Origin of the sequence: Saccharopolyspora shandongensis (genome assembly GCF_900106995.1) — a bacterium.
Lineage (GTDB): Bacteria > Actinomycetota > Actinomycetes > Mycobacteriales > Pseudonocardiaceae > Saccharopolyspora > Saccharopolyspora shandongensis.
In genome coordinates this window covers 30,758-53,886 of sequence record NZ_FNOK01000026.1, presented here as the reverse complement: position 1 = coordinate 53,886, position 23,129 = coordinate 30,758, and the positions used below count along the sequence as shown (strand labels likewise).

Genomic DNA, 23,129 nt, shown 5'->3' with positions numbered 1-23,129 from the left:
CCGCGGAGGGACCGGGTCGCGTCACTTGCCGTCCTGCTCGCCGGTGTCTTCCAGCGATCTGGCGACGCTGGAGGCGAACTTCTCGACGTCGGCGACATCCATGTCGCGCAGATTCGTGGCTTCGACCTCGATGGTGGTCCCGTCCGGCCGGGTCACCTTCGCCGTCACGTCGCCGCCCCGGCGGCGAATCCAGGAGACCAGCACCGTCGCCACCGCGGTCGCCACTCCGCCCGGGCCGAGCGCGACCAGCAGAGCGTCGGTGGTCGGTCCGAGGGTGCCTGGCTCTGGTGGTGCTTGCACGGTCTGCACCCGACCGCGCAATTCCGTCTCGGAGATGAGCCACTGGCGCAAGGAGCGAAGTTCGGGTCCCCGTTCAGAAGCCTCGACTTCGATCGTCAGATCCACCCTGTCCTCCGTCTGCTCGAAAGCGCGTGGCAGCCTTTGCGCTCATTCTGGCACGGAGTTCAGCGCGTGGAGCCGATCTTGCGAAAACCTCGATGCCTTGCAGTGCGCGGCGCCCGCAGAGCTGGCCGGGTGGGTGCCTCTCGGCTCAATTGGTCCATAGTGGACCAATTCGTTCATGTCCGTGAACAGCTGCGCCGTGCGCAGCAGTGCCGCTGCGCGGAATTGCCGAACCTGGCGGGTTTTTTCGTCTTCCGCCGTGATCGCGTCGCCCGATGGGCGTCTTGCTCGGGTGTTCGGGCGTTTGTTTGACTGCTCGCGGATCACCGGATCGCCTCGATGGGGAGGTCTTCATGCCGGGAACATCCGCGCGTTCCGCCAGAACCGCCGTGATCGGCCTGTTCGCCGCGGTCCTGCTCGTCGGGTCGGCCGTGCCGGGAAATGCCGGACGGGTTCCGGCGAGCCCGGGCACGAACTACGCGATCGACGATCCCTTCACCGCCGAGCGGACCCAGTGGTGGCGCGACAGCCGGTTCGGGATGTTCATCCACTTCGGCGGCTACTCGCAGCTGGAGGGCGAATACCGGCGGCCCGACGGCAGCACGTGCCAGAACGCGGAGTGGATCCAGCGGGAATGCGCGATCCCGCGGGCGGAGTACGAGGACCTGGTCGCCCGGTTCGACCCGGCCGGGTTCGACGCCGACGCGATCGCCCGCACCGCCGCCGAGGCCGGGCAGCGCTACCTGGTCATCACGGCCAAGCACCACGAGGGCTACGCCATGTGGCCGACGAAGGTCAACCGGTGGAACCTGCGGGACCACTCGGCGTTCGACGAGAACCGGGACATCCTCGCCGAGCTCAAGCAGGCGACCGACCGGTACGGCATCCGGCTGGGCTTCTACTACTCGATCTGGGACTGGCACGACCCGGACGCCTCGAACCCCGACACCTTCGGCCGCTACCAGGAGCGGATGCGCGAACAGCTGCGGGAACTCGTCTCGAACTACGACCCGGCCCTGCTGTGGTTCGACGGCGAGTGGAGCACCGACAATCCGCCCAACCCGTGGACCGCGCAGGACGGCGAGCGCCTGGAGTCCTTCGTGCGCGGCCTGGACCCGGAGCTGATCGTCAACAACAGGGTCGGCAAGCGGCGGGTCACCGACGGCGACACCGGAACGCCCGAGCAGGAGATCCCCGGCGAGCCCGTCGCCGGGCAGCTGTGGGAGACCTGCATGACCATCAACGGGCACTGGGGCTACGCGAAGTGGGACCACGACTGGAAGTCCTCGGCCGACCTGGTCCGCAACCTCACCACCACCGCGGGCCGCTCCGGCAACTACCTGCTCAACGTCGGCCCCGACGCGCGCGGCCGGGTACCGGCCGAATCGGTGACGCGACTGCGGGAGATGGGCGAGTGGCTGCGCAGCGACGGCCAGGGCGCCGCGGTGCTCTCGGCGGGCGCGCCGGGCATCGTCGAGCAGCCGGGCTGGGGGACGGTGAGCCGCCGCGACGGGAAGCTCTACGCGTCGGTGTACGACTGGCCCGGCAGCGGGGGTTCGCTGACGCTGCAAGCGAAATCCGCATTCGACGTCACGGCCGCCCGGGTGCTGGGCAGTGACCAGCGGGTCGACGTCGAGCGCACCGGCGACACGGTGACGATCCGCCCCTCCGGCGGGCCGGCGAACGGCCTCGCCACCGTCATCGAGCTGGACGTCGCGACGCCGGGCCCGGCGCCCGAAGGCGACGGGACCGGGCTGACCGCCCGCTTCTGGGCGCACCGCAACTCGCCGGGCGAACCGGACGCGACCCGCGTCGACCCGGGCGTGAACTACGACTGGAAGTACACCGGCTCGCCGGATCCCGCGATCCTGCCCGCCGGCTACTCGGCCCGCTGGACCGGCACGCTCGAACCGCGCTTCACCGAGACGTACACGCTGCGCACGGTCTCGTCCAACGCCGTCCGGTTGTGGATCGACGACCGGCCGGTGATCGACAACTGGTCCGAGCACGGCCCGGCGGTGGACGACGCGGCCATCCCGCTCGAAGCCGGTCGCCGGTACGCGATCCGGATGGAGATGAAGAAGGAGACCAACGAAGGCGTCGCGAAGCTGCTGTGGACCAGCCCGAACACGCCGCAGCAGATCATCCCGGCCCGCCAGCTCCGCCCGGAGCGATGATGCCGCTGACCAGGCGTGGCGCGCTGCTCGCCGGCGGGCTCGCGGCCGCCGGCGCGGCGCTGCCCGGCGGCATGGCGCAAGCGCGCGACTCGCGGCGCCTGGACTGGCTCATGGACATGGTCCACTCGAACCCGGGTGAGCCACCGACGCGCAGCGCCTACAACGATCCGCGGACGCTGGCCGCGCACGGGCACAACGCGCAGGTGGTCAACGAGTTCCGGCCGCCGCACACCGCCATCACCTTCGACGGCTTCGACGAGCGGATCTTCCCGCCGGGCTCGGACGCCAGGGCGTGGGTCGAGTGGAACGCCGCGACCATCGACGAGCGGATCCGGCAGATTCACGATGCGGGCCTGCGGGCGCTGTACTTCACCGACATCATCGTGCTGCCGAAGCGCCTGGTGGAGCTCCACGCCGGGGAGATCCTCGACGGCGACGGGCGGATCGACCTGGACCGCCCGTTGACCAGGCAGATCCACCGGATCATGCTGGCCGAGGTCTTCGACCGGTTCCCGGGCCTGGACGGGCTGGTCGTGCGGACCGGCGAGACGTACCTGTCGAACACGCCGCACCACACTGGGAACAACCCGATCACCCGCGGCGCCGAGAGCCACCTGCTGCTGCTCGACATCCTCCGCGAGGAGGTCTGCGCCAGGCGCGGCAAGCTGCTGTTCTACCGCACGTGGTCGTTCGACGGCTTCCACACCGATCCGGCGTACTACCTGAGCGTCACCGACCGCGTCGCGCCGCACCCGAACCTGATCTTCACCGTCAAGCACACCCAGGGCGACTACTGGCGCACCAGGGCGTTCAACCCGACGCTCGCCATCGGCAGGCACCCGCAGGTCGTGGAGGTGCAGTGCCAGCGGGAGTACGAGGGCAAGGGCGCGCATCCGAACTACATCGGCGACGGCGTGCTCAACGGGTTCGAGGAGAACGCCGGCGCGACCGGGCCCAACGGGCTCGTCGACATCCGGGACAACCCGAACCTGCGCGGGATCTGGACGTGGTCGCGCGGCGGCGGCTGGCGCGGGCCGTACATCGAGCACGAGCTGTGGTGCGACCTCAACTTCGCCGTGGTGAGCCGGTGGGCGCGCGACACCGGGCGGGCTGAGCGGTCGATCTTCGACGAGCACGCGCGGCGGCTAGGACTGTCCGCAGTGGACAGAGATCGCTTCCGGTGGCTCGCGCTGGCTTCGGCCGCCGGCGTGCTGCGCGGGCATTACAGCACCGTGTTCGAGCTGGGCCGGACGACGTGGATGCGGGACCAGTTCCTGGGCGGCTCGGACAAGGACCTCACCGCGGACTTCCAGCACGTGCTCGACGCCGGGCTGGTGGACGCGGCGCTGGCGGAGAAGGCGACCGCGGCGGCGATCTGGTCCCGGATCGACCGGCTGGCCGCCCAGATCCGGCCACCGGATCCGGAAACCCGCGAGTACCTGCGGGTTTCGAGCAGGTACGGGCTGCTGCTGCACCGGGTGATCCACCACGGCTGGGGCGCGATGCTGCGCGGCTTCGCCGGCGACCGGACCGGCGACTACGACACGGCGGCCATCCGCGCGCACATCGCCGGGTACGACCGGGCCTGGTCGGAGTTCCGGCGGCTCGCCGACACGAGCCCCTCGTGCGCTTCGCTGTACGTCCCGCAGTCGTTCGGGCCGCGGAACCCGGACGGCACCTACGACGCCGATCCGGATCACGGCATGCGCCAATCCGTCGACCGCTACCGGTGACGTCCGGGTCGCGGATCGGCTTACGGGTCCTTTCAGAATGCGGCGTCAGCCGCATGCGGTGTGGGACTCAGCTCGCACCGCCGCGGGTTCTCAGGCTGTGCCCGCCCTTACTGGGCTACTGGGCGAGGCCAGTCCCCGATGCCGCGTATTGGTCCATGCCTGAGTCGGGGCTGCCACAGTCCAGACGGCGTCTGCAACTCCCGAAGGGGGGCCGCTACCCGCACCGCCACGCAAGCCCATTGAAGAAATCATTTCTTACGACCGGGAGCGCCAGTCGGAGGCGAGCAGGGACCAGACCTCAGTGTCGCGTCGGCGGCCCTGGTACGAGAAGGATTCGCGCAGCACGCCGTCGAGGGTCATGCCCAGGCGCTGGGCCGTCCCCTTGCTCCGGTGGTTCTCCGCGTCGTTGCGCCACTCGATGCGGCTCATGCCGCGCACGCTGATGGCCCAGCCGATCAGGTGCGTCGCGGCCCGCGTGATCAGGCCCCGGCCCTGCGCCTCCGGCGCGATCCACACGCCGAGCTCGCAGACGCCCGAAGGCACGTCGAAGATCCGGAACAGGATCCCGCCGACGAGATCGCCGCGCAGCCGGATCCCGTAGATGCGCCCCTCGTCGGCGGCCTGCCGGTCGGCGTAGCTCTGCAGGAAGGCCCGGGCGGACGCCTCGTCGGTGACGGCCTCGGTCCACGGCAGCCACGGTGCCAGGTGGTCGCGGTAGCGCTCGGCGTGGGCGGCGAACTCGGCGGCCTGCCAGGGCTCGAGCGGCGTCAGCGCGGCGTCTTCGGTGAGGGGATGGCTGAACATGCGTCTCCGTTCAGAGATCGGACAAGCGCATCCTAGTCCGGCGCGGCCACGTTCCCCAGTGTCTTCTCCGGATTCGCGCCGCGCTTCGAGTCCTCAGTGGACGGAGGGATTCTGTGCGGTGGCAGCGCGGCGCGCAGGAGGATCTTCAGGGAGTACCGGAGGAGGTGGTGGCCGCGGCCGAACAGCCACGGGACGCCCTTGGCGAGCAGCCACCGCAGGTGGTCGAACCCGCTGACCCGCGCGCCGCCGGAGCACTCCAGCGACACCGTTGCGGGCACGGCCAGCCCGGCCGCGGCGAACCGGTCGGCGAAGGCGGCGGCGAGCATCCGGTGCCCGAGCTCGGAGGGGTGCAGCCGGTCCACGCTCCACGTCGCCGGGTGGTAGGCGCCCGGCAGCCGGTCCAGGTCCACGACGGCGGCGGCGTGTTCGGCGGCGACGGCGTCCAGGATCCGGTTGAGCTCGTCGATCCGCCTGGCCAGCGCCTTGCGCAGCGGCCCGGGGAGCCGGAAGACCCGGCCGTGGTCGTGGTAGCGGATCGTCACGACGACCGCGCCCGCGGCGGCGAGCGCGCGCACGACGTCGTTCAGCTGCTGCCGCAGGCGGCCCGCGTCGAAGTCGGAGCGCATGGTGTCGTTCATGCCGACCATCACCACGGCGGCATCCGGCGCGGCCCGCAGCGCGGCGGGCAGCTGGGCGTCGTGCACGGCACCGATGCGCGCGCCGCTCGACCCCACGTTCGCGAGCTCCGCGGCACCGAGCGCCTCGGCCAGCAGCGGGGCGAATCCGCGCCAGCCGCCGGGCACCGGGTCGCCCATGCCCACGGCGACCGAGTCACCGAGCACCGCGAGGGTCCGTGTTCTCCGCGGGCCGCGCGGGCCCGCCGTGATCGCGTCCTGCACGTGATCATCGTGCTGGCCCCGCTTCCTGCGGCGGTGAGGCGGCGGTGACCATCCGGCGACCGATTGGCGAAGAATCGGCGCGTCAGCCTGGCGTGGCGCGGTAGTCCTTGCCGGGCCAGAACGGCCACTCCTCGAAGGCCCGGCACGTCCTGTCGGGGGCGAACCGGATGACCCACAGGTCCCGGTACTCCTGCGGCACCGAACCGCCGTAGCGCACCTCGACCCGGACGACGGCGGTGTCGCCTTCGAGCGCCACGGGGCTGCTCGTCAGCTGGAACTCCTCATCGGGCCCGACCCGCTCGGCCTCCCACATCCGCGCGATGGCGGCGAGCCCGACGACCGGTTCGAGGTAAGGGGCCTGCCGATAGCTCGCGTCCGGCGAGAAGACCCCGGCGAGAGCATCGACGCCAGGAGCCCGCCAAGCCCGCTCGTACCCGGCGACCCACGCACGCACCTGCTCCCAGTCCATGGCCTGGGAGTTTGGCACCGACGGGCCCCTCGCGCAGCAGCCCAACTCCCGTGTGTACTTGGTGTCGCTATGGCAACAAGAAGTAGACACGGGTCCTGACCAGCGGAAACAGTGCTAGTCAGGCGTCTCGTCGCTGAGCCGCGAGGGCTTGGGCCGCGATTGTTCGGAGGGGACGGCCGAGGGCCGCTGCTGCCGCTGCGACGTCTTCGTGTTCTGGTTTTGCGTGGTGGGGGCCGTGTTTGATGCGGATCTGGTGGCCTTGCACCGTGACCGTGGTGGTCCGGCGGGGCAGGGCCCGGCGGTCCACCGCGTGGCGGCGGATCCCGAGGCTGCCGGTTTCCGCCAGTACCAGGTCGGACAGCTCGGATGCCAGTTCCGGGCGGCACAGCACGTGCAGCACCTGGGCCGGGCGGGACTTCTTCATCGTCGCCGGCGTCGTCCAGGCGTCCGCCGCACCCCGGTCCAGCGCGCGGTTGATCACGTGCCCCAGCACCTCGCCGGTCACATCGTCCACATTGCACTCCAGGACGACCATCGGCTCGGCCGGTTCGGCGCCCAGCGGCACTCCGAGCGTCGCCGAGAGAACGTTGGGGCGCTGGGGGAACCGGCGCGTGCCCGCGCCGTAGGCGGTGTCCTGCACGGTCATGACCGGGGGAGGGGTGAAGCGGGTGCCGATCGCCTGCAGCAGGGCTGCGCCGGTCGGCGTGACCGTCTCGCCCGGAAGGTCGGTGCCGACGACTGCCGCGCCGCGCAGCAGTCGCAGGGTCGCCGGGGCGGGTGCCGGGAGCACGCCGTGGCTGCACCGCACCGTTCCGCTGCCCAGCGCCAGCGGCGCGGAGTGCACGGCAGTGATGCCCAGCGCGTGCAGCGCTGCGGCGACGCCGACGGTGTCCACCACGGTGTCCAGCCCGCCGATCTCGTGCAGGTGCACGTCGTCCGGGTGCTCGCCGTGCAGGGCGCCTTCCACCTCGGCGATCGCCGTGATCGCCGCGGCGGCCAGCTCCGCCACGGGTTCGGGTCGGGCCTGGCGGACTCGGGCGATCAGCTCCGCGGCGTGCCGTTCGGTGCTGGTGTCCTCGACGTCCACCACCGCTTTCGTCGCCGCGATGCCGTTGACCTGCACCTGCTCGGTGGACAGCCGCCAGCCCGGCAGGCCGGTCGACTCCACGGCCGAGCGCACCCGGTCCAACGGCGCGCCGAGGCCGAGCAGAGCGCCGAGCAGCATGTCCCCGGAGACGCCGGTGACGGGGTTGAGCCAGAGGATCATCGCGGTTTCGCCACCACCTGGGCCAGCCGGTGCGCGGCCATCGCGGCGCCGAACCCGGAATCGATGTTGACCACGGTCAGGCCCGCCGCGCAGGACGTCAGCATGGCCAGCAGCGCCGTCACGCCCTCCAGGGCCGCGCCGTAACCGGTGGACGTCGGCACCGCGATCACCGGGCAGGCCACCAGCCCGCCGACGGCGCTGGCCAGCGCGCCCTCCATGCCCGCGACCACGATCACCGCGTCGGCCCGGTCGAGCTCGTCGCGGGCCGCCAGCAGCCGGTGGATCCCGGCCACCCCGACGTCGCGGACCACCTCGGTGGACAGCCCGATCGCGGCCGCCACCGCCTCGGCCTCGGCGGCCACCGGCCCGTCCGAGGTGCCCGCGGTGGCGATGCAGACCCGGAACGAGCCGCTCGCCGCCGGCCGCCACACCAGCAGCCGCGCGGTCTCGTGGTAGGTGCCGCCGGGCACCGCGATCGCCGCGGCGACGTCGGCCTCGACGCGGGTCACCAGCACCGGGCCGGTACCCCGGGCGAGGAGTTCGCCGACGATTCCGGCGATCTCCCCGGGCTGCTTGCCGGGCCCGTAGACGACCTCGGGGAGGCCTTGCCGGGATTCCCGGTCGGTGTCGACCCGCGCGTACCCGAGGTCGGCGAACCCGGTCATGACGCGGTCCGGGCGGGCAGCAGCGGCAGCAGCACGTTCATCCGTCCACTTCGGAATCCGGCCAGATCCAGCGCGCAGAACTGGAAACCGGCCTCGCGCACCGCGCGGTCCAGCTCGTCGCGCCGCGCCGCCGCCCGGTCGATGTCGGCCGCCGGGACCTCCAGCCGGGCCACCGTGCCCTGGCCGTGCGCCCGCACGCGGCACACCTCGAAGCCGAGGCGGTGGATCGCCGCCTCCGCCTCCTCGATGCGGCCGAGCACCTCGGGTGTCACCGGGTCGCCGTAGGCGACGCGCGAGGCCAGGCACGCCGCCGCCGGCTTGTCCGCAGTGGACAGTCCGAGTTCCCGGCTGGCCCGCCGGACCGCTTCCTTGCTGAGCCCGGCGTCCACCATCGGCGCGATGACGCCGCGCTGCGCGGCGGCCTGCTGGCCGGGCCGGTGGTCGCCGAGATCGTCCAGGTTGGTGCCCAGCGCGATGCCGGCGCCCATGGCGACCGCTAGCGGCTCCAGCGCGTCGAATAGCGCGGACTTGCAGTGGTAGCAGCGGTTTCCGTCGTTCGCGGCGTACTCGGGGCGGTCGGCCTCGTCGGTGCAGACCTCGACGTGCGCGAAGCCGCGGCCGCGCGCGAACTCCTTGGCCTGCCGTCGTTCGGCCGCGGCGAGGCTGGGCGAGACGGCGGTGACCGCGAGCATCCGCGAACCGAGCACCTCGTGCGCCACGGCCGCCAGCAGCGCCGAGTCGACGCCGCCGGAGAACGCCACCACGAGGGCCTCCTCCGCGCCGATCCGTTGCCGGAGACGATCGAGTTCGGGCACGCTCACGGTGGCACTCCTCTCCTCCGCCTCCGGTCGCTCGGCGACGGGAACGCCGTGGTCCGGACAGGTGGTCTGACCGCACTCTAACCGGATTCGGCGGAAGATCCCATCCCCCGGAGCACGCGCGCGCGAACGCGTTGGGCAGCTGCCGCGACCCAACGCGCTCTCCGTGCTTGACCAGGGGTAACCGTTACCGGCCGCTGCCGTAGGGCTTGGTGAGGATCTCCAGGACGTGGCCGTCGGGGTCGTCGAAGTAGACGCCGCGACCGCCGTCCCGGGTGTTGATCTGGCCGGGCTCCTGGTGGGCCGGGTCGGCCCAGTGCGGCAGCTCCTGCGCCTTGATCCGCCCGAAGATCTCGTCGAACTCCTCCTCGCTGACCATGAACGCGTAGTGCTGCGGGACGATCTTCTCGTCGGTCTCCAGGTAGTCCAGCGTGACGTCGTTGCTCGTCTGGACGCACATGAACGGGCCGAACGGCTCCGGATCAGGGAGGCCGAGCAAGTCCGCGGCGAACCGCGCGTGGGCGACCTTGTCGGACGTGGCGACGATGGTGTGGTTGAGCTGGACGGGCATGGTGTTCTCGCTTTCCTCGTCGGTATCCGATGTTCCTGAGGCTAGGAGTTATACCTAGGTCGAGGTCAATACGGCCGTCGCCGGACTCGTCCACACATCGCTCGTCCGGGTGGCGAGTCGCCCGGGCGGGTGCCCGGCGGCATAGCGTCGAGCGGGCGAGGAGCGGAGGGCGCGGTGCGGGCCGCCGCGTCGTCCGGTTTGCACGGGAAGTACGAGCAGACCGTCGATCGCGAATCCGCCTACGAAACTCCTGGCGAAGAAGATCGCCGTCGCGCCCGAGAAGACGGAAAAATCGGAAACGATGGAAAAGTCCGAATAATCCGGATTCCTGGAGAGGGCGATGGACAACCCTGCGGTGCGGTCGTTCTTCCGCTCGGTGGCGAGCGCCCTGGGACGGGAGCTCACCCGCGGCCTGTTCGGCAACCGCCGCCGGTGACCCGGCTGGCATCGGTCACCTGATCGGGGTAAGGTGTCGCCGACTCATTCCACGCGGGAGCTCGGGCGAACCGGGCTGAGAGGGTGGCAGCCACTGCGCCACCGACCGCAGAACCTGTCCGGATAATGCCGGCGTAGGGAGCTGTTGATGGCGCTTGACGTCGATCGTGCCGAAGTTCCGCACACCCTGGACGAACCGGCACCGAAGACGCTCGGCGTGCTCGACCAGGGCGCGTTCTGGGGCAACCTCGGGGTGAGCCTGCTCGGCTTCAGCGGCGCGCTGGCCGTGCTCGCACCGGCCGGTGTGCCGCAGCTGTCGTTCGCCGCCGCCGTCACCGCGTGCGTGGTGGGCACCGTGATCGGCAGCATCATGGTCGGCCTCGCGGCGGTTCCGGGAGCGCGAACCGGCGCCCCGGCGATGATGCTGCTGCGCGGCCTGTTCGGCACCAAGCTGTCGTACCTGCCGACGGTGCTGAACATCCTGCAGCTGGTCGGCTGGGGAACCTTCGAACTCCTGGTGATCGCGCAGGGCGCGGAGGCGTTGTTCGGCGGCGGCCCGCACTGGTTGTACGTGCTGGTGGCCGGGGTGCTCACCACCGTGCTGACGCTGCGCCCGCTCGGCGCGCTGCGCCTGCTGCGCCGCTACGTCAGCATCGCGGTGGCGATCGCGATGGTGTACTTCTTCGTCCAGCTGCTGCGGCAGCCGCTGCCGGACATGAACACCGGTTCCTGGCAGGGCTTCTGGCCCGGCGCGGACGCCGCGCTGGCGGTCGCGGTGTCCTGGATCCCGGTCGCCTCGGACTACTCGCGGCACTCGAAGTCGGTGACCGGCGCGTTCGGCGCCGCGACGGTGGGCTACTCGATCACCCAGATCGCCTGCTACCTGCTGGGCCTGCTCGGGCTGGCGCTGGTGGCCGGCGACGCGGACCGGGTGTTCGACCCGATGCTGGCCGTGCCGCTCGGGGTGATCTTCTTCGGCGTCCTGGTGCTGCGCGAGGTCGACCAGTCCTTCGCCAACACCTACTCGACCGCGGTCTCCATCCAGAACCTGCGGCCCAGTGCCGACCGCCGGGTGCTGTGCGTGATCATCGGTGCGTTGATCACGCTGCTCGCGCTGACCCTGGACATCGCCCAGTTCTCGAACTTCCTGCTGCTGATCGGCTCGGTGTTCGTGCCGATGTTCGGCGTGCTGGCGGTGGACTACTTCCTGCACGGCCGCCGCCGCAGCTACGACCTGTCCGCGCAGGCCCCGTCCCGCTGGGGCATGCTGCTGGCCTGGTTCCTGGGCTTCGCGGCGTTCCAGGTGATCAACCCGGGCGAACTCGGCTGGTGGAGCCGGCTGTGGACCGGCCTGCGCGACGCGATCGGCTTCACCGTCCCGGCGTGGATGAGCGCCGCGCTCACGTCGTTCGTCGTGGCCGCCCTGGCGGCCGCGATCATCGGCGCCTTCCGCCGCCGCGGCGCGGAGAGCTAATCCCGCGCACGCATCGCGAGCAGCTTGATCGCGTTCTCCGCGCCGGAGCCGTCCGCGGTCGTGACCACAACCACGGACTGCTCCGGTGCGCGGGCCGGCACGAGGATCTGCTGTGCGACCGCGAGCGCGCCCACCAGCGGATGACGCAGCTCGTACTCGTCCGCCTCGCAGGGTTTGACCCGGTGATCGCTCCACAACGCCGCGAATTCCGGGCTCTTCATGGACAGTTCGCCGACCAGCGAGGCCAGCAGGGCGTCTTCGGGGTGCCGCCCCGCGACCTGCCGGAGGTTGCCGACCACGGCGCGCGCCTTGCGCGGCCAGTCCGCGTAGAGGTCGCGGGTGTGCGGGTCGAGGAACAGCATCCGGGCCAGGTTCGGCCGGTCCGCCGGGCGTTCCGGTGCGGTTCGGTCGAGGTGCCCGGCCAGCAGCGCGTGTCCCAGCGCGTTCCAGGCCAGCACGTCGGTCCGCCTGCCGAGGACCAACGCGGGCACGCCCTCCAACGAGCGCATCAGGTCGCGGGTCAAGGGGTCGAGCCGTTCCGGCGGCGGGCGGCGCTGCGGCCGGGGACGTTGCGCGGCGAGCTGGTGGAGGTGCTCGCGCTCGTGCTCGTCCAGCCGCAGGGCTCCGGCGATGGCGTCCAGGATCGCGTCGGAGGCGTTGACCGACTGGCCCTGTTCCAGGCGCGTGTAGTAGGACACGCTCACCCCGGCCAGCTGCGCTAGTTCCTCCCGCCGCAACCCCGCCACGCGGCGCCGCTCGTGGTACTCGGGCAGGCCGACGTCGTCGGGGAGCAGGCGCGCGCGCCGTGCCCGGAGGAACTCGCCCAGCAAGCCAGGAACACCCATACCCGCAGTATCCGCCGTGCTCGGCCGGTGAGCCTGACCCTGCCGGGGGTAGGCGAACGCGGGTCTGGCCGGTCGGCGCACCGGGGTCGCACGGTGGACGAAACACCAGCGAACACCCCGGAGGGGACATGCGCGAAATCGTGCTGGGCGACGTCACGATCACCCGGGTCGTGGAGTACTTCGGTCCGGTCGAGATGCCGCCGGACGCCTTCTTCCCGGAGAGCCCAGAAGGAGCTTGGAACGCTCCTTGGCTCGCCCCGGACTTCCTCGACCCGCGCAGCGGCGAATGCGTGTCGGCCATCCAGACGTGGCTGCTGCGCAGCGAGGGCAGGACGATCCTGGTCGACACCGGCGTCGGCAACCACAAGGAGCGGCCGTACTCGCCGGTGTGGAGCCACCTGAACACCGACTTCCTCGGCAACCTCGCCAGGGCCGGGGTGCGGCCGGAGGACGTGGACCTCGTGATCAACACGCACCTGCACGTGGACCACGTCGGCTGGAACACCTACCTCGACGGCCGCAGCTGGGTGCCGACGTTCCCCAACGCCACCTACCTCATGCCCCGGGCCGACTTCGAGTTCTGGAACCCCGCCAACGGCCACCGGCCGAACCTGGGCCGCGGCAACCAGAACGTCTTCGAGGACAGCGTCGCGCCGGTGCACGAGGCCGGTCTGGCGGTGCTGTGGGAGGACGGCTACCGGATCGACGCGAACCTGCGGCTGGACCTCGCGCCCGGCCACACCCCCGGTTCGTCGGTGGTCACGCTCGAATCCGGCGGCGACCGCGCGCTGTTCGTCGGCGATCTGCTGCACACCGCCATGCAGTTCGTCGAACCCGACACCAACAGCTGCTTCTGCGAGGACCCGGCCCAGGCCAGGGCCACGCGGCGGCGGCTGCTCGGCTGGGCCGCCGACGCGAAGGCGCTAGTGCTGCCCGCGCACCTCGGCGGTCACGGCGGCGCCGAGGTCGTCCGCGAGGGCGACCGGTTCGCCATCGCGGAATGGGCCCCGTTCGCCCGAATCTGACGGAAGAACAGGAGAAACGGGTGTCCGACCCGATCGTCACCACCACCGGGGGCGCCGTCCGCGGCCGCGCCGGCGCCAACGCGCACGTCTTCCTCGGCATCCCCTACGCCGCACCACCGAACGGCGCCGCCCGGTTCGCCGCGCCGGCGCCGCACGAACCGTGGCGGCACGTCCGGGACGCGACGCGGCCCGGGCCGACCGCGCCCCAACCGCGCCGGGACGGCTTCGGGGTGCTCGACATGTCGCCCTACTTCGGGCCCGGCTGGATGCCCGGCGAGGACTACCTGACCGCCAGCGTGTGGGCGCCGCCGAACGCCCGGAACAGCCCGGTCATGGTCTTCGTGCACGGCGGCGGATTCGTCGCCGGCTCCACCCGCTCGCCGCTGCACCACGGAACGGCATTCGCCCGCGACGGCGTGGTGCTGGTGACCGTCAACTACCGGCTCGGCATCCCGGGGTTCCTCGACCTGCCCGGCGCACCGGCCAACCGCGGACTGCTCGACGTGGTGGCCGCGCTGCGCTGGGTGCGGCACAACATCGCCGAATTCGGCGGCGATCCGGGCAACGTCACGCTGTTCGGCCAGTCCGCCGGCGCGACGATCACGAGCGGCGTTCTCGCCAGCCCGGACGCGGAGGGCCTGTTCCACCGCGCAATCGTGCAGAGCGGCAACGGGATGGGCGCGTTCTCCCGGGAGCAGGCGGCTCGGGTCACGTACGCCGCAGCGGACGCGCTGGGCATCGAGCCGACCGTCGCGGACTTCGCCCGGGTGCCGGACGAACGCTTCGTCGAACTGCCGCTCGGCGGCCTGGATCTGCGGACCGGCACCCGGTTCGACCCGCTGCTCGGGCTCAGCCCGTTCAGCCTGGTGCTGGACCGCCAGCCCGCCGAAGCCGTGGCCGCCGGCGCCGGTGCCGAGGTCGCGCTCATCGTCGGCACGAACACCGAGGAGGGCAATCTCTACCTCGCACCGCAAGGAAAAATGGCCACCTCCACCGACGAGGACGTGCACGACATCGCGGCCCGGGTGCACGCCGACCCGGCCGCGCTGGTGGTGCGGTACCGGGCGCGGCATCCGCGAGCGAGCCCCGGCGAGCTGCGCTCGGCGATCATGGGCGACGCGCTGTTCGGCGCGGGAAGCCGCCGGCTCGCCGAGGCGCACGCGGCACAAGGGCGGGGCCCGACCTACGCGTACGAGTTCGCCTGGCGATCGTCCGCAGTGGACGGATCGCTCGGCGCAACGCACGCGGTGGAACTGCCGTACGTGTTCGACCGCCTGGACCTTCCCGCGTTGCGCGGTCCCCGCGGACTGCTCGGCCCAGCCGAGCCACCCGAGGCGCTGGCCGCGTGCATGCACGGTGCGTGGGTGCGCTTCGCCCGCACCGGCGATCCCGGCTGGGCGCCATCGGAAACCCGGCGCTTCACCGGGCAGGAGTGACTCAGCGCAGGGGAGCGGGAAGTTCGAAGCGGACCTTCTCCCGGGTCACCTCGTGCTCGACGACCGTGGCCGGGGCGAGGTGGTCGATGACGTCCTCGACCAGGCCCGGCGGGGCCGAGGCGCCCGCGGTGAGGCCGATCGTGGCGACCCCGGACAGCCAGGCCGGCTGGATGTCGCCGGCGTCGTCGATGAGGTGGGCGGGCGTGCCCTGGCGGCGCGCCAGCTCCACCAGGCGCTGCGAGTTCGACGAGTTGGCCGAGCCGACCACCAGCACCAGGTCGCACTCCCCGGCGATGGCCGACAGCGCGTCCTGCCGGTTGGTGGTGGCATAGCAGATGTCCTCCGACGACGGGCCGCGCAGCGCCGGGAACCGGTCGCGCAGCGCGGCGACGATGCCGGCCGTCTCGTCGACGGCGAGGGTGGTCTGCGTCAGGTACGACACCCGCTTCGGGTTCGGCACCTCGACCTCGGCGACGTCCTCGACGGACTCCACCAGGACCGTCTGGCCGGGCGCCTCGCCGAGGGTGCCCTCCACCTCCTCATGTCCACTGTGGCCGATGAGCAGGAGGGTGTCGCCGCGCCCGGCGAACCGCCGCGCCTCGGTGTGCACCTTCGCCACCAGCGGGCAGGTCGCGTCGATGACCGCCAGTCCCCGCCGGTCCGCTTCCGACCGCACGGCAGGGGAAACGCCGTGCGCGGAGAAGACCACGGTGGCGCCATCGGGGACCGCGTCGAGCTCGTCGACGAACACCGCACCGCGGTCCTCCAGGTCGGCGACCACGTGCGTGTTGTGCACGATCTGCTTGCGGACGTAGATCGGGCCGCCGCGGAGCGCGAGCGCCTGTTCCACGATCTCGATGGCGCGGTCGACTCCGGCGCAGAACGAGCGCGGCGCCGCGAGCAGCACCGTGCGCTGTTGACTCGGCATGACTGCACTCCAATGTCGGTCGGCTGAACCCGGTGCCGAACCGCCGCGCTCCTCCGCGCGGCGGTTCGGCGGTTCGATACCGGGCGTCGATGTCTGTTCGAAGCGGCGGCAGCCGCTTGCGGTGCGGGACTCAGCTTGCACCGCCGCGGGTTCTCAGGGGTCGCGTCACGAGGACAGCCCCAGCGCCGCGTATTGGACATACACAAGTCGGGGATCCCGGAGTGAGGCGGCCCCTGAGGTTCCGCCACTCGCACCGCTACGCAAATCCCATTGGAAACACTCTCTAGTGGTCGCGGTGGGTGACGAGGTGGGCTAGGGCGTCGAGTTCTTCCGCCGCTCGTGGCGCCGGGTCGCAGCGGTAGAGGTCGCTGAGGGCCGAGGCGAGCAGGTCGTCGGCCTGGTGCTGGCTCCAGGTCCGCCCGCCGGCCAGCGCGATCAGCTCGGCGGCCTGGGCCAGGTCACTGCCGGACAGCGGGTGGTCGCGGAGGTAGAACGCGGCCAGCCGCTGCCCGGCCGGCGTACCGGAGGTCAGCGCGGAGACCACCGGCAGGGTCTTCTTGCGGGTGCGCAGATCGGCGAACACCGGCTTGCCGGTGATCGCCGGATCACCCCAGATGCCGAGCAGGTCGTCGATGTGCTGGAACGCCAGGCCCAGCCGCTCGCCGTAGCTGCGCATCCGGGCGATCTGCTCGGCCGAGCCGCCGCCGAACATCGCGCCCAGCGCGCAGGCGCAGCCCAGCAGCGCCCCGGTCTTGTCCCGGGCCATCCGCTGGCACTCGGCCAGTTCCACGTTGCGCCGGTCCTCGAAGGCGAGGTCCGCGGTCTGGCCGTTGATCAGGTTCAGCACGGCGGTGCTCAACGTCCGGACCGCGGCGGCGGCCTCGGGATGCCGGCACGCGCCCAGCACGTCGGAAGCCAGCGACAGCAGGGCGTCGCCGGCGAGGATGGCCGGGCCGCTGCCGAACACGGTCCACGCCGTCGGGCGATGTCTCCGCGTGACGTCGCCGTCCATCACGTCGTCGTGCAGCAGCGAGAAGTTGTGCACCAGCTCCACCGCGACGGCCGCGGGCACCGCAGCCGCGGGATCGCCGCCGACGACGGCGGCCGAGAGCAGCACCATCGTGGGCCGCAGCGCCTTGCCTCGGTCGGCGCGGACCGGGTTGCCGCCCTCGTCCAGCCAGCCGAGGTGGTAGCCGGATATCTGCTGCATGCGGGTGGGCAACCGGTCGACCGCGGCCCGCAGCGCGGGCTCGACCATCGTGCGGCTGCGCGTCAGCGCCTCGTAGGCCGTACCCGCCCGGTTGGCGTCCTGCTGAATGGTGGCCATCCGACTTCCCTTCGACAAACTTTTTGGTGTTCCAGGCTCTTTTTGCGTAGCCGTGCGGGTAGCGGAACCTCAGAACCCGCGGCGGTGCCGGTGGCGTGCGTGGGTTAAGCGGCTGCGCCGCTTCAAAGAAACGGAAGGAAAGCGGTGTCAGCGGGCGATTTCGACGTTCTCGAGCACGCCGAGGGCGTCGGGGACCAGGACCGCGGCGGAGAAGTAGGCGCTGACCAGGTAGGAGATGACCGCCTGGTCGTTGATGCCCATGAACCGGACGTTGAGCCCGGGCCGGTACTGGTCGGGGATGCCGGTCTGCTGGAGGCCGATGACGCCGTGGTCGTCCTCGCCGGTGCGCAGCGCCAGGATCGAGCTGGTGCCGCGATCGCTGATCGGGATCTTGTCGCTGGGCAGGATCGGCACGCCCCGCCAGGCGTGCACCTGGCGGCCCTGCGCCTCGGTGGTCGCCGGGTAGACGCCGCGCCGGTTGCACTCCCGGCCGAAGGCCGCGATGGTCCGCGGGTGGGCCAGGAAGAACCGGGTCTTGCGGCGGCGGGAGAGCAGTTCGTCGAGGTCGTCGGGCGTGGGCGGGCCGGTGCGGGTGTGGATGCGCTGGCGGAGGTCGGCGTTGTGCAGCAGGCCGAAGTCGCGGTTGTTGATCAGCTCGTGCTCCTGCCGTTCGCGCAGGGCCTCGATGGTCAGCCGCAGTTGCTGCTCGGTCTGGTTCATCGGCTGGTTGTAGAGGTCGGCGACGCGGCTGTGCACGCGGAGGATCGCCTGCGCGACGCTGAGTTCGTACTCGCGCGGGGCGAGTTCGTAGTCCACGTAGGTCCCGGCGAGGGTCGGTTCTCCGGAGTGGCCGGAGGAGATGTCGATGTCCGCCTCGCCGTGCTTGTTCTGCGACGGCGCGGGATTGTCGCGGATCGCGGCGATGTGCGCCCGCAGCCGGTCGAACTGGTTGTTCACCTCCTGCAGCGCCCGGGCGTCCAGCGTCAGGGCGATGCACGGGGTGACCGCCTTGTACGTGTGCTGCCACGAGGACTGGCTCTCGGCCAGCACCTGCGCGCCGAAGAATTCGCCGTCGGCGAGCACGTCCAGCACGGTGTCGTCGCCGTATTCGCCGGTGCCGATCTTGTTGACCTTGCCGTGGGCGATGAGGACGACCTGGTCGGCGGCCTGTCCGGCGGTGGCGATCACCTGGCCCGGCTCGAACTCCTGCTGCACGAACCGGTCGGCCAGCGCGCCCAGCACCGAGTCGTCGTCGAAACCGCGCAGCAGCGGCAGTTCGCCGAGTTCCTGCGGGATGACCCGCACGTTCGCGCCGGTGTTGGTGAAGGTGATCCGTCCGTCCCCGACGGCGTAGGTCAGCCGGCGGTTGACCCGGTAGGTACCCGCCGAGATGTCCACCCACGGCAGCATCCGCACCAGCCAGCGCGAGGTGGTGCCCTGCATCTGCGGGACGGACTTGGTCGTGGTGGCCAGGTTCCGGGCCGCCGCGGTGCCGAGGCTCTGCGCGGCCTGCTCGACGCCGACGTCCGGCTCTGTCACGGTCACGATGTCAGTTCTCCTTGCGCTGCTCGGCGGAAAGGTCCTTGGCGGGCCCGGAGCGGGCGGGTCGCGGCCACCCGCTCCGGGGGCTGTGCGTCGCTCAGCTTTCCCTGCCGAGTTCGACGTGTTCGAGCACTCCGACCGCGTCCGGCACCAGGATCGCCGCGGAGTAGTAGGCGCTGACCAGGTAGGAGATGACGGCCTGCTCGTTGACGCCCATGAAGCGCACCGACAGGCCGGGTCGGTACTCGTCCGGGATGCCGGTCTGGTGCAGGCCGATGACGCCCTGGTTCTCCTCGCCGGTGCGCATCAGCAGGATGGAGCTGGTGCGCGTGTCGCCGACGTGCAGCTTGTTGCACGGCAGGATCGGCACGCCGCGCCACGCCGGCACCTGGTGCCCGCCCAGGTCGATGCTCTGCGGGTAGATGCCGCGCTTGCTGCACTCGCGGCCGAAGGCCGCGATGGCCCGCGGGTGCGCGAGGAAGAACCCGGGGTCCTTCCACACGAGCGTCAGGAGCTCGTCGAGGTCGTCGGGCGTGGGCGGGCCGGTGCGGGTGTGGATGCGCTGGCGGAGGTCGGCGTTGTGCAGCAGGCCGAACTCGCGGTTGTTGATCAGCTCCTCCTCCTGCCGTTCGCGCAGTGCCTCGATGGTCAGCCGCAGCTGCTGCTCGGTCTGGTTCATCGGCTGGTTGTAGAGGTCGGCGACTCGGCTGTGCACCCGCAGAACCGTTTGCGCGACGCTGAGTTCGTACTCGCGCGGCGCGAGCTCGTAGTCCACATAGGTCCCGGACAGCGTCGGCTCGCCGGAGTGGCCTGAGGCGATCTCGATGTCCGCCTCGCCGTGCACGTTGTGCGCGCCCTTCGGAGCGGACAGCGCGTTGCGGATGTGCTCGCGCAGCGCCTCGGAGCTGCCGTTCATGTCCCGGAACACCTGCTGGCGCAGGAAAAGCACGGTGCAGGGGGTGGCCGCCTTGTACGTCGACTGCCAGGTGGTCGAGTCGCCGGCGAGGACGTGCGCGCCGAAGTACTCGCCGTCGGCGAGCACGCCGAGCACGGTGTCGTCGCCGTATTCGCCGGTGCCGATCTTGTTGACCTTGCCGTGGGCGATGAGGACGACCTGGTCGGCGGCCTGCCCGGCGGCGGCGATCACCTGGCCCGGCTCGATCTCCCGCTGCACGAAGCGATCCGCGAGCGCGCTGAGCACCGCGTCGTCGTCGAATCCCCGCAGCAGCGGGAGTTCGCGCAATTCCTGCGGGATGACCCGTACCTCGGCGCCGGTGTTGGTGAAGGTGACCCGGCCGTCGCCGAGGGTGTAGCTGAGGCGGCGGTTGACGCGGTACGCACCGCCGGCGGCCTGCACCCACGGCAGCATCCGCAGCAGCCAGCGCGAGGTGATTCCTTGCATCTGCGGGACGGACTTGGTCGTGGTGGCCAGGTTCCGGGCCGCCGCCGTGCTCAGGCTCAACTGCGGCGCATCGCCGTCGTCGGTGTTGAGCGGTTCCGTCACAGTCACGCCAGTACCACCAATCATCTCTGTTCGTAAAGAGGCGGGCAGGAAATGCTGCACCGTGATTTTTCGGGGAATTGTGAGATGTTCGAATGGAAAAGGTCCGGTGGGAATCCTCGCCGGTTCTGCGGCATCGTTTCTCGTTGCCGACGGCGACGTTAGCACCAGTGATCTCGACCGTACAGTCACCCGAACGTGCTTCGGGTGTCTGCTGGATCCGGCGCAAACGTCGCACCGCCGATATCACCTGAATTGCCTCTTGTGTGGAACGCAGCGTGATCATCCGCCACATTCGTTCCTTTATTAGGCGATCCCGCGACTCGTGTGCACCAATCATGAGCGCGGTATTCGGAATATTCCGCCGGGTGATTGCTCCGGGTGGGCGATGAATCCTGTGATCCGGGATTCCACGAATCGGGTTATCTGTTTTCCGGTGATGCGGTAGTACTGTTCAGTCCACGTCGAAACCGAGATCTTCGGCGGTTCTTCTTCGAGAATTCTGAAAATACGTCGGCCGGGCGTTACCGGCGTCCAGGCTCGAGTTTGGGAGGCAGTGGATCGTGTGCGAGTGCGGCGTCCAGTCGATCGGAGCAGGTCGGGGGGAGATGTCGTCGTGAAGTGGAACCTGCGGCTCGTCGCGGCGCAGCGGGGCATCTGGAAGGCCACCGAGCTGCAGCGGCGGCTGGCCGATCACGGGCTGGTCATCTCCGCCGGGAAGATGTCCGGGCTGTGGTCCAAGACGCCGGCCAGCCTGAAGCTGGACGACCTGGAGATCATCTGCTCGGTGCTCGGGTGCAACGTCGGCGACCTGCTGGTGCCGGAGCCCAGGAAGGTCGTGGTGCGCGGCGAGTCCGCCGCCGGAGGTGCGGAATGAGCGTCTACCTCAGCGGCCTGATCTGGGTGCTCGGCGCGTCCGTGGCCGCTGCGGTGATCGGCTACCTGGTGCGCAGGCTCGGCCAGGACGAGGGCCGCCCCAGCAACAACGACGCGGCCGGGCAGGTCTTCACCATCGTCAGCGGCCTGCAGGCGGTGGTGCTCGCCTTCGTGCTGGTGACGCTGTTCGACACCGTGGCCGACGCGCGAGAAGGTGCCTACCGCGAGGCGCAGGCCCTGGTTTCGGTTTCCTGGGCAGTGGATTCGCTGCCCGCGCCGACCGGCGACGAGGCGCGCGAGCTCAGCGTGCGGTACCTGCGGACGGTCGTCGGCGAGGAGTGGCCCGTCATGCAGGAGGGCGGGCAGGTGGTCGGGCAGGGTTGGGCGGTGCTCGACCGGCTGCGCGCGGCGGTGCTGCAGGCGCCGGCCGACGGCGAGTTCGAGAAGGACCGCAAGACCGAGGCGATCACGCAGCTCGGCCAGGTCTACGAGGAGCGGCACGAGCGGGTCACCAGGGCGTTCGACCGCGGCGTGGTCGCGGTCGTGTGGTTGGTGCTGATCCTGGGCAGCGTCGTGTGCGTGCTGCTGCCGAACCTCTTCGGTGGCACCAGGTTGTTCCCGCACATCGTGCTGGTGTCCACATTGGCCGGTGCGCTGGCGCTGCTGCTGTTCGCGATCTTCCAGCTGCAGAACCCGTTCAGCGGCGGATCGCGGATCGGCCCGGACGCGTTCATGTGGGCGCTAGAGCGGCTCGGTCAAAGTTGAGGTGGTGGCGGGTCGCGGCGGTGTCCGCCGGCTCTGCGGTGGCGGTGCTGGCGGCGTCGACGGCGTGGGTGGTATCCGCGGGCGCGGCTCCCGGGTGCACGGTGCTGCAGGTCCGGAACGCCGGCCCGGCCCGGACTTCCGTGCTGTACCGGGTGTCGTTGCCCGCCGCGGAAAGCGTCCGGCTCGGAGCCTTGGACCACCGGCTGAACGCGCTCGGGTACGCCCGCTCGCAGGGCCTGGTGTACGGCATGGCCGCGTCCGGCCCGTCCGGTCCGTTCCCTGACGGCGCCCACGTGGTGACGCTGGACCGGTCCGGCCGGACGCACGACCTCGGGCCGGTGCGGGCCGGCCGCGCGGACACGCCCTGGCACCCGCTCGCCGCGCCGACGGCCGGTGCGGTCAAGGGGAACCGCTGGTACGTGCGGCAGGGGTCCTACCTGTACGCGGTCGACGTCGACCCGACCCGCCCGACCTACCTGAGCGTGCTGGCGATGACCGCGATCCGGTCGCCGCACTGGCCGTTCGGACTCGGCGACTTCGACGTCGATCCGGTGGACGGCGAGCTGTACGGGGTGTCGATGACCCACCGGGGCACGGCGGCGATCGCGCGGCTGGACCGGGTCGGCGGGCGGGTCACCGAGCTGGCCGACGCGCCGGGTTTGCCGCCGAGCACCTACGGATCGGTGACGATCGGCCCGGACCGGGCCCTGTACGTCACGGCCGACGAGGCCGGTGGGCTGTACCGCGTCGGCCGGGACGGTTCGGTGGAGAAGCTGGCCGCCCTGCCGCCGATGCTGGGCTCGGACGCGAGCGGATGTCTGGGCAGCGTCCCGTCGCCCCCACCGCCGCCCCCGCCTTCGCCGCCCCTACCGCCCACGACGACCCCGCCGCCGTCCACGACCGCACCCACGACGCCATCGACAACACGACCCACCCCGTCCCCGGCTTCGGCGCCGCCCAGCCGGCGCCCGACTTCTCCGAGCAGAACGGTTCCGCTCCCGCCGCCGCTCTTGCCGCCGCCGGAACCGGGCGGCTACGCGCCGGCGACTCCGGAACGGGGCGGCGGGACCGTCGGTCACGACACCGAGGAGAAGCGCCGCTGGGCCCTCGCCGCGCTGCTCCTGCTGATCGGCGGCAGCGCCGCGGTGCGCCGACTCCGCTGAGCGAGGC

22 protein-coding genes, 1 pseudogene and 1 riboswitch are annotated in these 23,129 nt (G+C 71.1%); of the genes and pseudogenes, 9 read left to right on the top strand and 14 right to left on the bottom strand.

What is annotated here, in order from left to right; genetic code table 11:
• Positions 1-21 precede the first annotated feature (21 nt).
• Positions 22-405, bottom strand: a complete 384-nt coding sequence (locus BLW84_RS47655; RefSeq protein WP_177226680.1) for an effector-associated constant component EACC1 — start codon at positions 403-405, stop codon at positions 22-24.
• 42 nt (positions 406-447) lie between these two features.
• Entirely contained in the window at positions 448-729 is a 282-nt protein-coding gene (locus tag BLW84_RS46490) for a hypothetical protein (RefSeq protein WP_143061099.1), read from the bottom strand.
• 26 nt (positions 730-755) lie between these two features.
• Between BLW84_RS46490 and BLW84_RS25300 the strand changes: the two genes are divergently transcribed.
• Together BLW84_RS25300 and BLW84_RS25295 are read left to right on the top strand one after the other, a co-directional pair.
• The gene (locus BLW84_RS25300) at positions 756-2,579 is read left to right on the top strand and encodes an alpha-L-fucosidase (protein WP_093269705.1); all 1,824 of its coding nucleotides are present in this window, start codon (positions 756-758) and stop codon (positions 2,577-2,579) included.
• A complete protein-coding gene (locus BLW84_RS25295) occupies positions 2,579-4,312 on the top strand; it encodes a hypothetical protein (RefSeq protein WP_245761366.1) in 1,734 nt (577 codons plus the stop codon). Before BLW84_RS25300 ends, BLW84_RS25295 begins: the two co-directional genes overlap by 1 nt.
• Before the next feature lie 255 nt (positions 4,313-4,567).
• On the opposite strand, the gene BLW84_RS25290 is transcribed toward BLW84_RS25295, so the two are convergent.
• The 7 genes from BLW84_RS25290 to BLW84_RS25260 form a co-directional block, all read right to left on the bottom strand.
• Positions 4,568-5,116: a GNAT family N-acetyltransferase gene (locus BLW84_RS25290; protein WP_093269700.1), complete on the bottom strand. Its 549-nt coding sequence runs from the start codon at positions 5,114-5,116 to the stop codon at positions 4,568-4,570.
• Positions 5,117-5,148: 32 nt separating this feature from the next.
• Positions 5,149-6,015: a GDSL-type esterase/lipase family protein gene (locus BLW84_RS25285; RefSeq protein ID WP_245761365.1), complete on the bottom strand. Its 867-nt coding sequence runs from the start codon at positions 6,013-6,015 to the stop codon at positions 5,149-5,151.
• An 82-nt stretch (positions 6,016-6,097) separates the two neighbouring features.
• Complete coding sequence (locus BLW84_RS25280; protein ID WP_093269699.1) at positions 6,098-6,484, bottom strand: YybH family protein; 387 nt, start codon at positions 6,482-6,484, stop codon at positions 6,098-6,100.
• A 118-nt stretch (positions 6,485-6,602) separates the two neighbouring features.
• Positions 6,603-7,751, bottom strand: coding sequence for a nickel pincer cofactor biosynthesis protein LarC (larC, locus tag BLW84_RS25275; protein ID WP_093269696.1), 1,149 nt, complete (start codon positions 7,749-7,751; stop codon positions 6,603-6,605).
• A complete protein-coding gene (gene larB / locus BLW84_RS25270; protein WP_093269694.1) occupies positions 7,748-8,416 on the bottom strand; it encodes a nickel pincer cofactor biosynthesis protein LarB in 669 nt (222 codons plus the stop codon). The genes larC and larB overlap by 4 nt, the downstream gene beginning before the upstream one ends.
• Entirely contained in the window at positions 8,413-9,237 is an 825-nt protein-coding gene (gene larE / locus BLW84_RS25265) for an ATP-dependent sacrificial sulfur transferase LarE (RefSeq protein ID WP_218157457.1), read from the bottom strand. Before larE ends, larB begins: the two co-directional genes overlap by 4 nt.
• 184 nt (positions 9,238-9,421) lie before the next feature.
• Positions 9,422-9,805, bottom strand: coding sequence for a VOC family protein (locus BLW84_RS25260; protein WP_093269691.1), 384 nt, complete (start codon positions 9,803-9,805; stop codon positions 9,422-9,424).
• A gap of 180 nt (positions 9,806-9,985) precedes the next feature.
• Here BLW84_RS25260 and BLW84_RS50375 point away from each other — a divergent pair.
• Both BLW84_RS50375 and BLW84_RS25255 read left to right on the top strand, forming a co-directional pair.
• Positions 9,986-10,241: pseudogene (locus BLW84_RS50375) on the top strand (helicase HerA-like domain-containing protein); the annotation flags it as partial.
• Between the two features lie 43 nt (positions 10,242-10,284).
• Positions 10,285-10,398, top strand: a riboswitch (TPP riboswitch).
• Positions 10,389-11,714, top strand: a complete 1,326-nt coding sequence (locus tag BLW84_RS25255) for a purine-cytosine permease family protein (RefSeq protein WP_093269689.1) — start codon at positions 10,389-10,391, stop codon at positions 11,712-11,714. (Overlaps the previous riboswitch by 10 nt.)
• On the opposite strand, the gene BLW84_RS25250 is transcribed toward BLW84_RS25255, so the two are convergent.
• Positions 11,711-12,559 carry a helix-turn-helix transcriptional regulator gene (locus tag BLW84_RS25250; RefSeq protein ID WP_093269686.1) on the bottom strand — a complete coding sequence of 283 codons (849 nt, stop codon included), beginning with the start codon at positions 12,557-12,559 and terminating at the stop codon, positions 11,711-11,713. The two genes, BLW84_RS25255 and BLW84_RS25250, sit on opposite strands and share 4 nt — an antisense overlap.
• A 128-nt stretch (positions 12,560-12,687) precedes the next feature.
• On the opposite strand from BLW84_RS25250, the gene BLW84_RS25245 reads away from it, so the two are divergent.
• Together BLW84_RS25245 and BLW84_RS25240 are read left to right on the top strand one after the other, a co-directional pair.
• Positions 12,688-13,584, top strand: a complete 897-nt coding sequence (locus tag BLW84_RS25245) for an MBL fold metallo-hydrolase (RefSeq protein ID WP_093269685.1) — start codon at positions 12,688-12,690, stop codon at positions 13,582-13,584.
• 20 nt (positions 13,585-13,604) lie between these two features.
• Entirely contained in the window at positions 13,605-15,020 is a 1,416-nt protein-coding gene (locus BLW84_RS25240) for a carboxylesterase/lipase family protein (protein ID WP_245761364.1), read from the top strand.
• Between the two features lies 1 nt (position 15,021).
• On the opposite strand, the gene ispH is transcribed toward BLW84_RS25240, so the two are convergent.
• From ispH to BLW84_RS25220, 4 genes are all read right to left on the bottom strand, one after another.
• The gene (gene ispH, locus BLW84_RS25235) at positions 15,022-15,948 is read right to left on the bottom strand and encodes a 4-hydroxy-3-methylbut-2-enyl diphosphate reductase (protein ID WP_093269679.1); all 927 of its coding nucleotides are present in this window, start codon (positions 15,946-15,948) and stop codon (positions 15,022-15,024) included.
• Between the two features lie 283 nt (positions 15,949-16,231).
• Positions 16,232-17,275 carry a family 2 encapsulin nanocompartment cargo protein polyprenyl transferase gene (locus tag BLW84_RS25230; RefSeq protein ID WP_093269677.1) on the bottom strand — a complete coding sequence of 348 codons (1,044 nt, stop codon included), beginning with the start codon at positions 17,273-17,275 and terminating at the stop codon, positions 16,232-16,234.
• A gap of 147 nt (positions 17,276-17,422) precedes the next feature.
• A complete protein-coding gene (locus BLW84_RS25225; protein WP_093269674.1) occupies positions 17,423-18,820 on the bottom strand; it encodes a family 2B encapsulin nanocompartment shell protein in 1,398 nt (465 codons plus the stop codon).
• Between the two features lie 94 nt (positions 18,821-18,914).
• Entirely contained in the window at positions 18,915-20,327 is a 1,413-nt protein-coding gene (locus BLW84_RS25220) for a family 2B encapsulin nanocompartment shell protein (RefSeq protein WP_245761363.1), read from the bottom strand.
• Positions 20,328-20,934: 607 nt separating this feature from the next.
• Between BLW84_RS25220 and BLW84_RS25215 the strand changes: the two genes are divergently transcribed.
• Genes BLW84_RS25215 through BLW84_RS25205 form a run of 3 tightly spaced genes read left to right on the top strand, consistent with a single transcriptional unit; the run spans position 20,935 to position 23,122 of the window.
• Positions 20,935-21,195, top strand: a complete 261-nt coding sequence (locus BLW84_RS25215) for a helix-turn-helix domain-containing protein (RefSeq protein WP_093269669.1) — start codon at positions 20,935-20,937, stop codon at positions 21,193-21,195.
• Positions 21,192-21,959: a bestrophin-like domain gene (locus BLW84_RS25210; protein WP_093269667.1), complete on the top strand. Its 768-nt coding sequence runs from the start codon at positions 21,192-21,194 to the stop codon at positions 21,957-21,959. The genes BLW84_RS25215 and BLW84_RS25210 overlap by 4 nt, the downstream gene beginning before the upstream one ends.
• A 20-nt stretch (positions 21,960-21,979) precedes the next feature.
• Complete coding sequence (locus BLW84_RS25205; RefSeq protein ID WP_093269664.1) at positions 21,980-23,122, top strand: DUF6923 family protein; 1,143 nt, start codon at positions 21,980-21,982, stop codon at positions 23,120-23,122.
• Positions 23,123-23,129 lie beyond the last annotated feature (7 nt).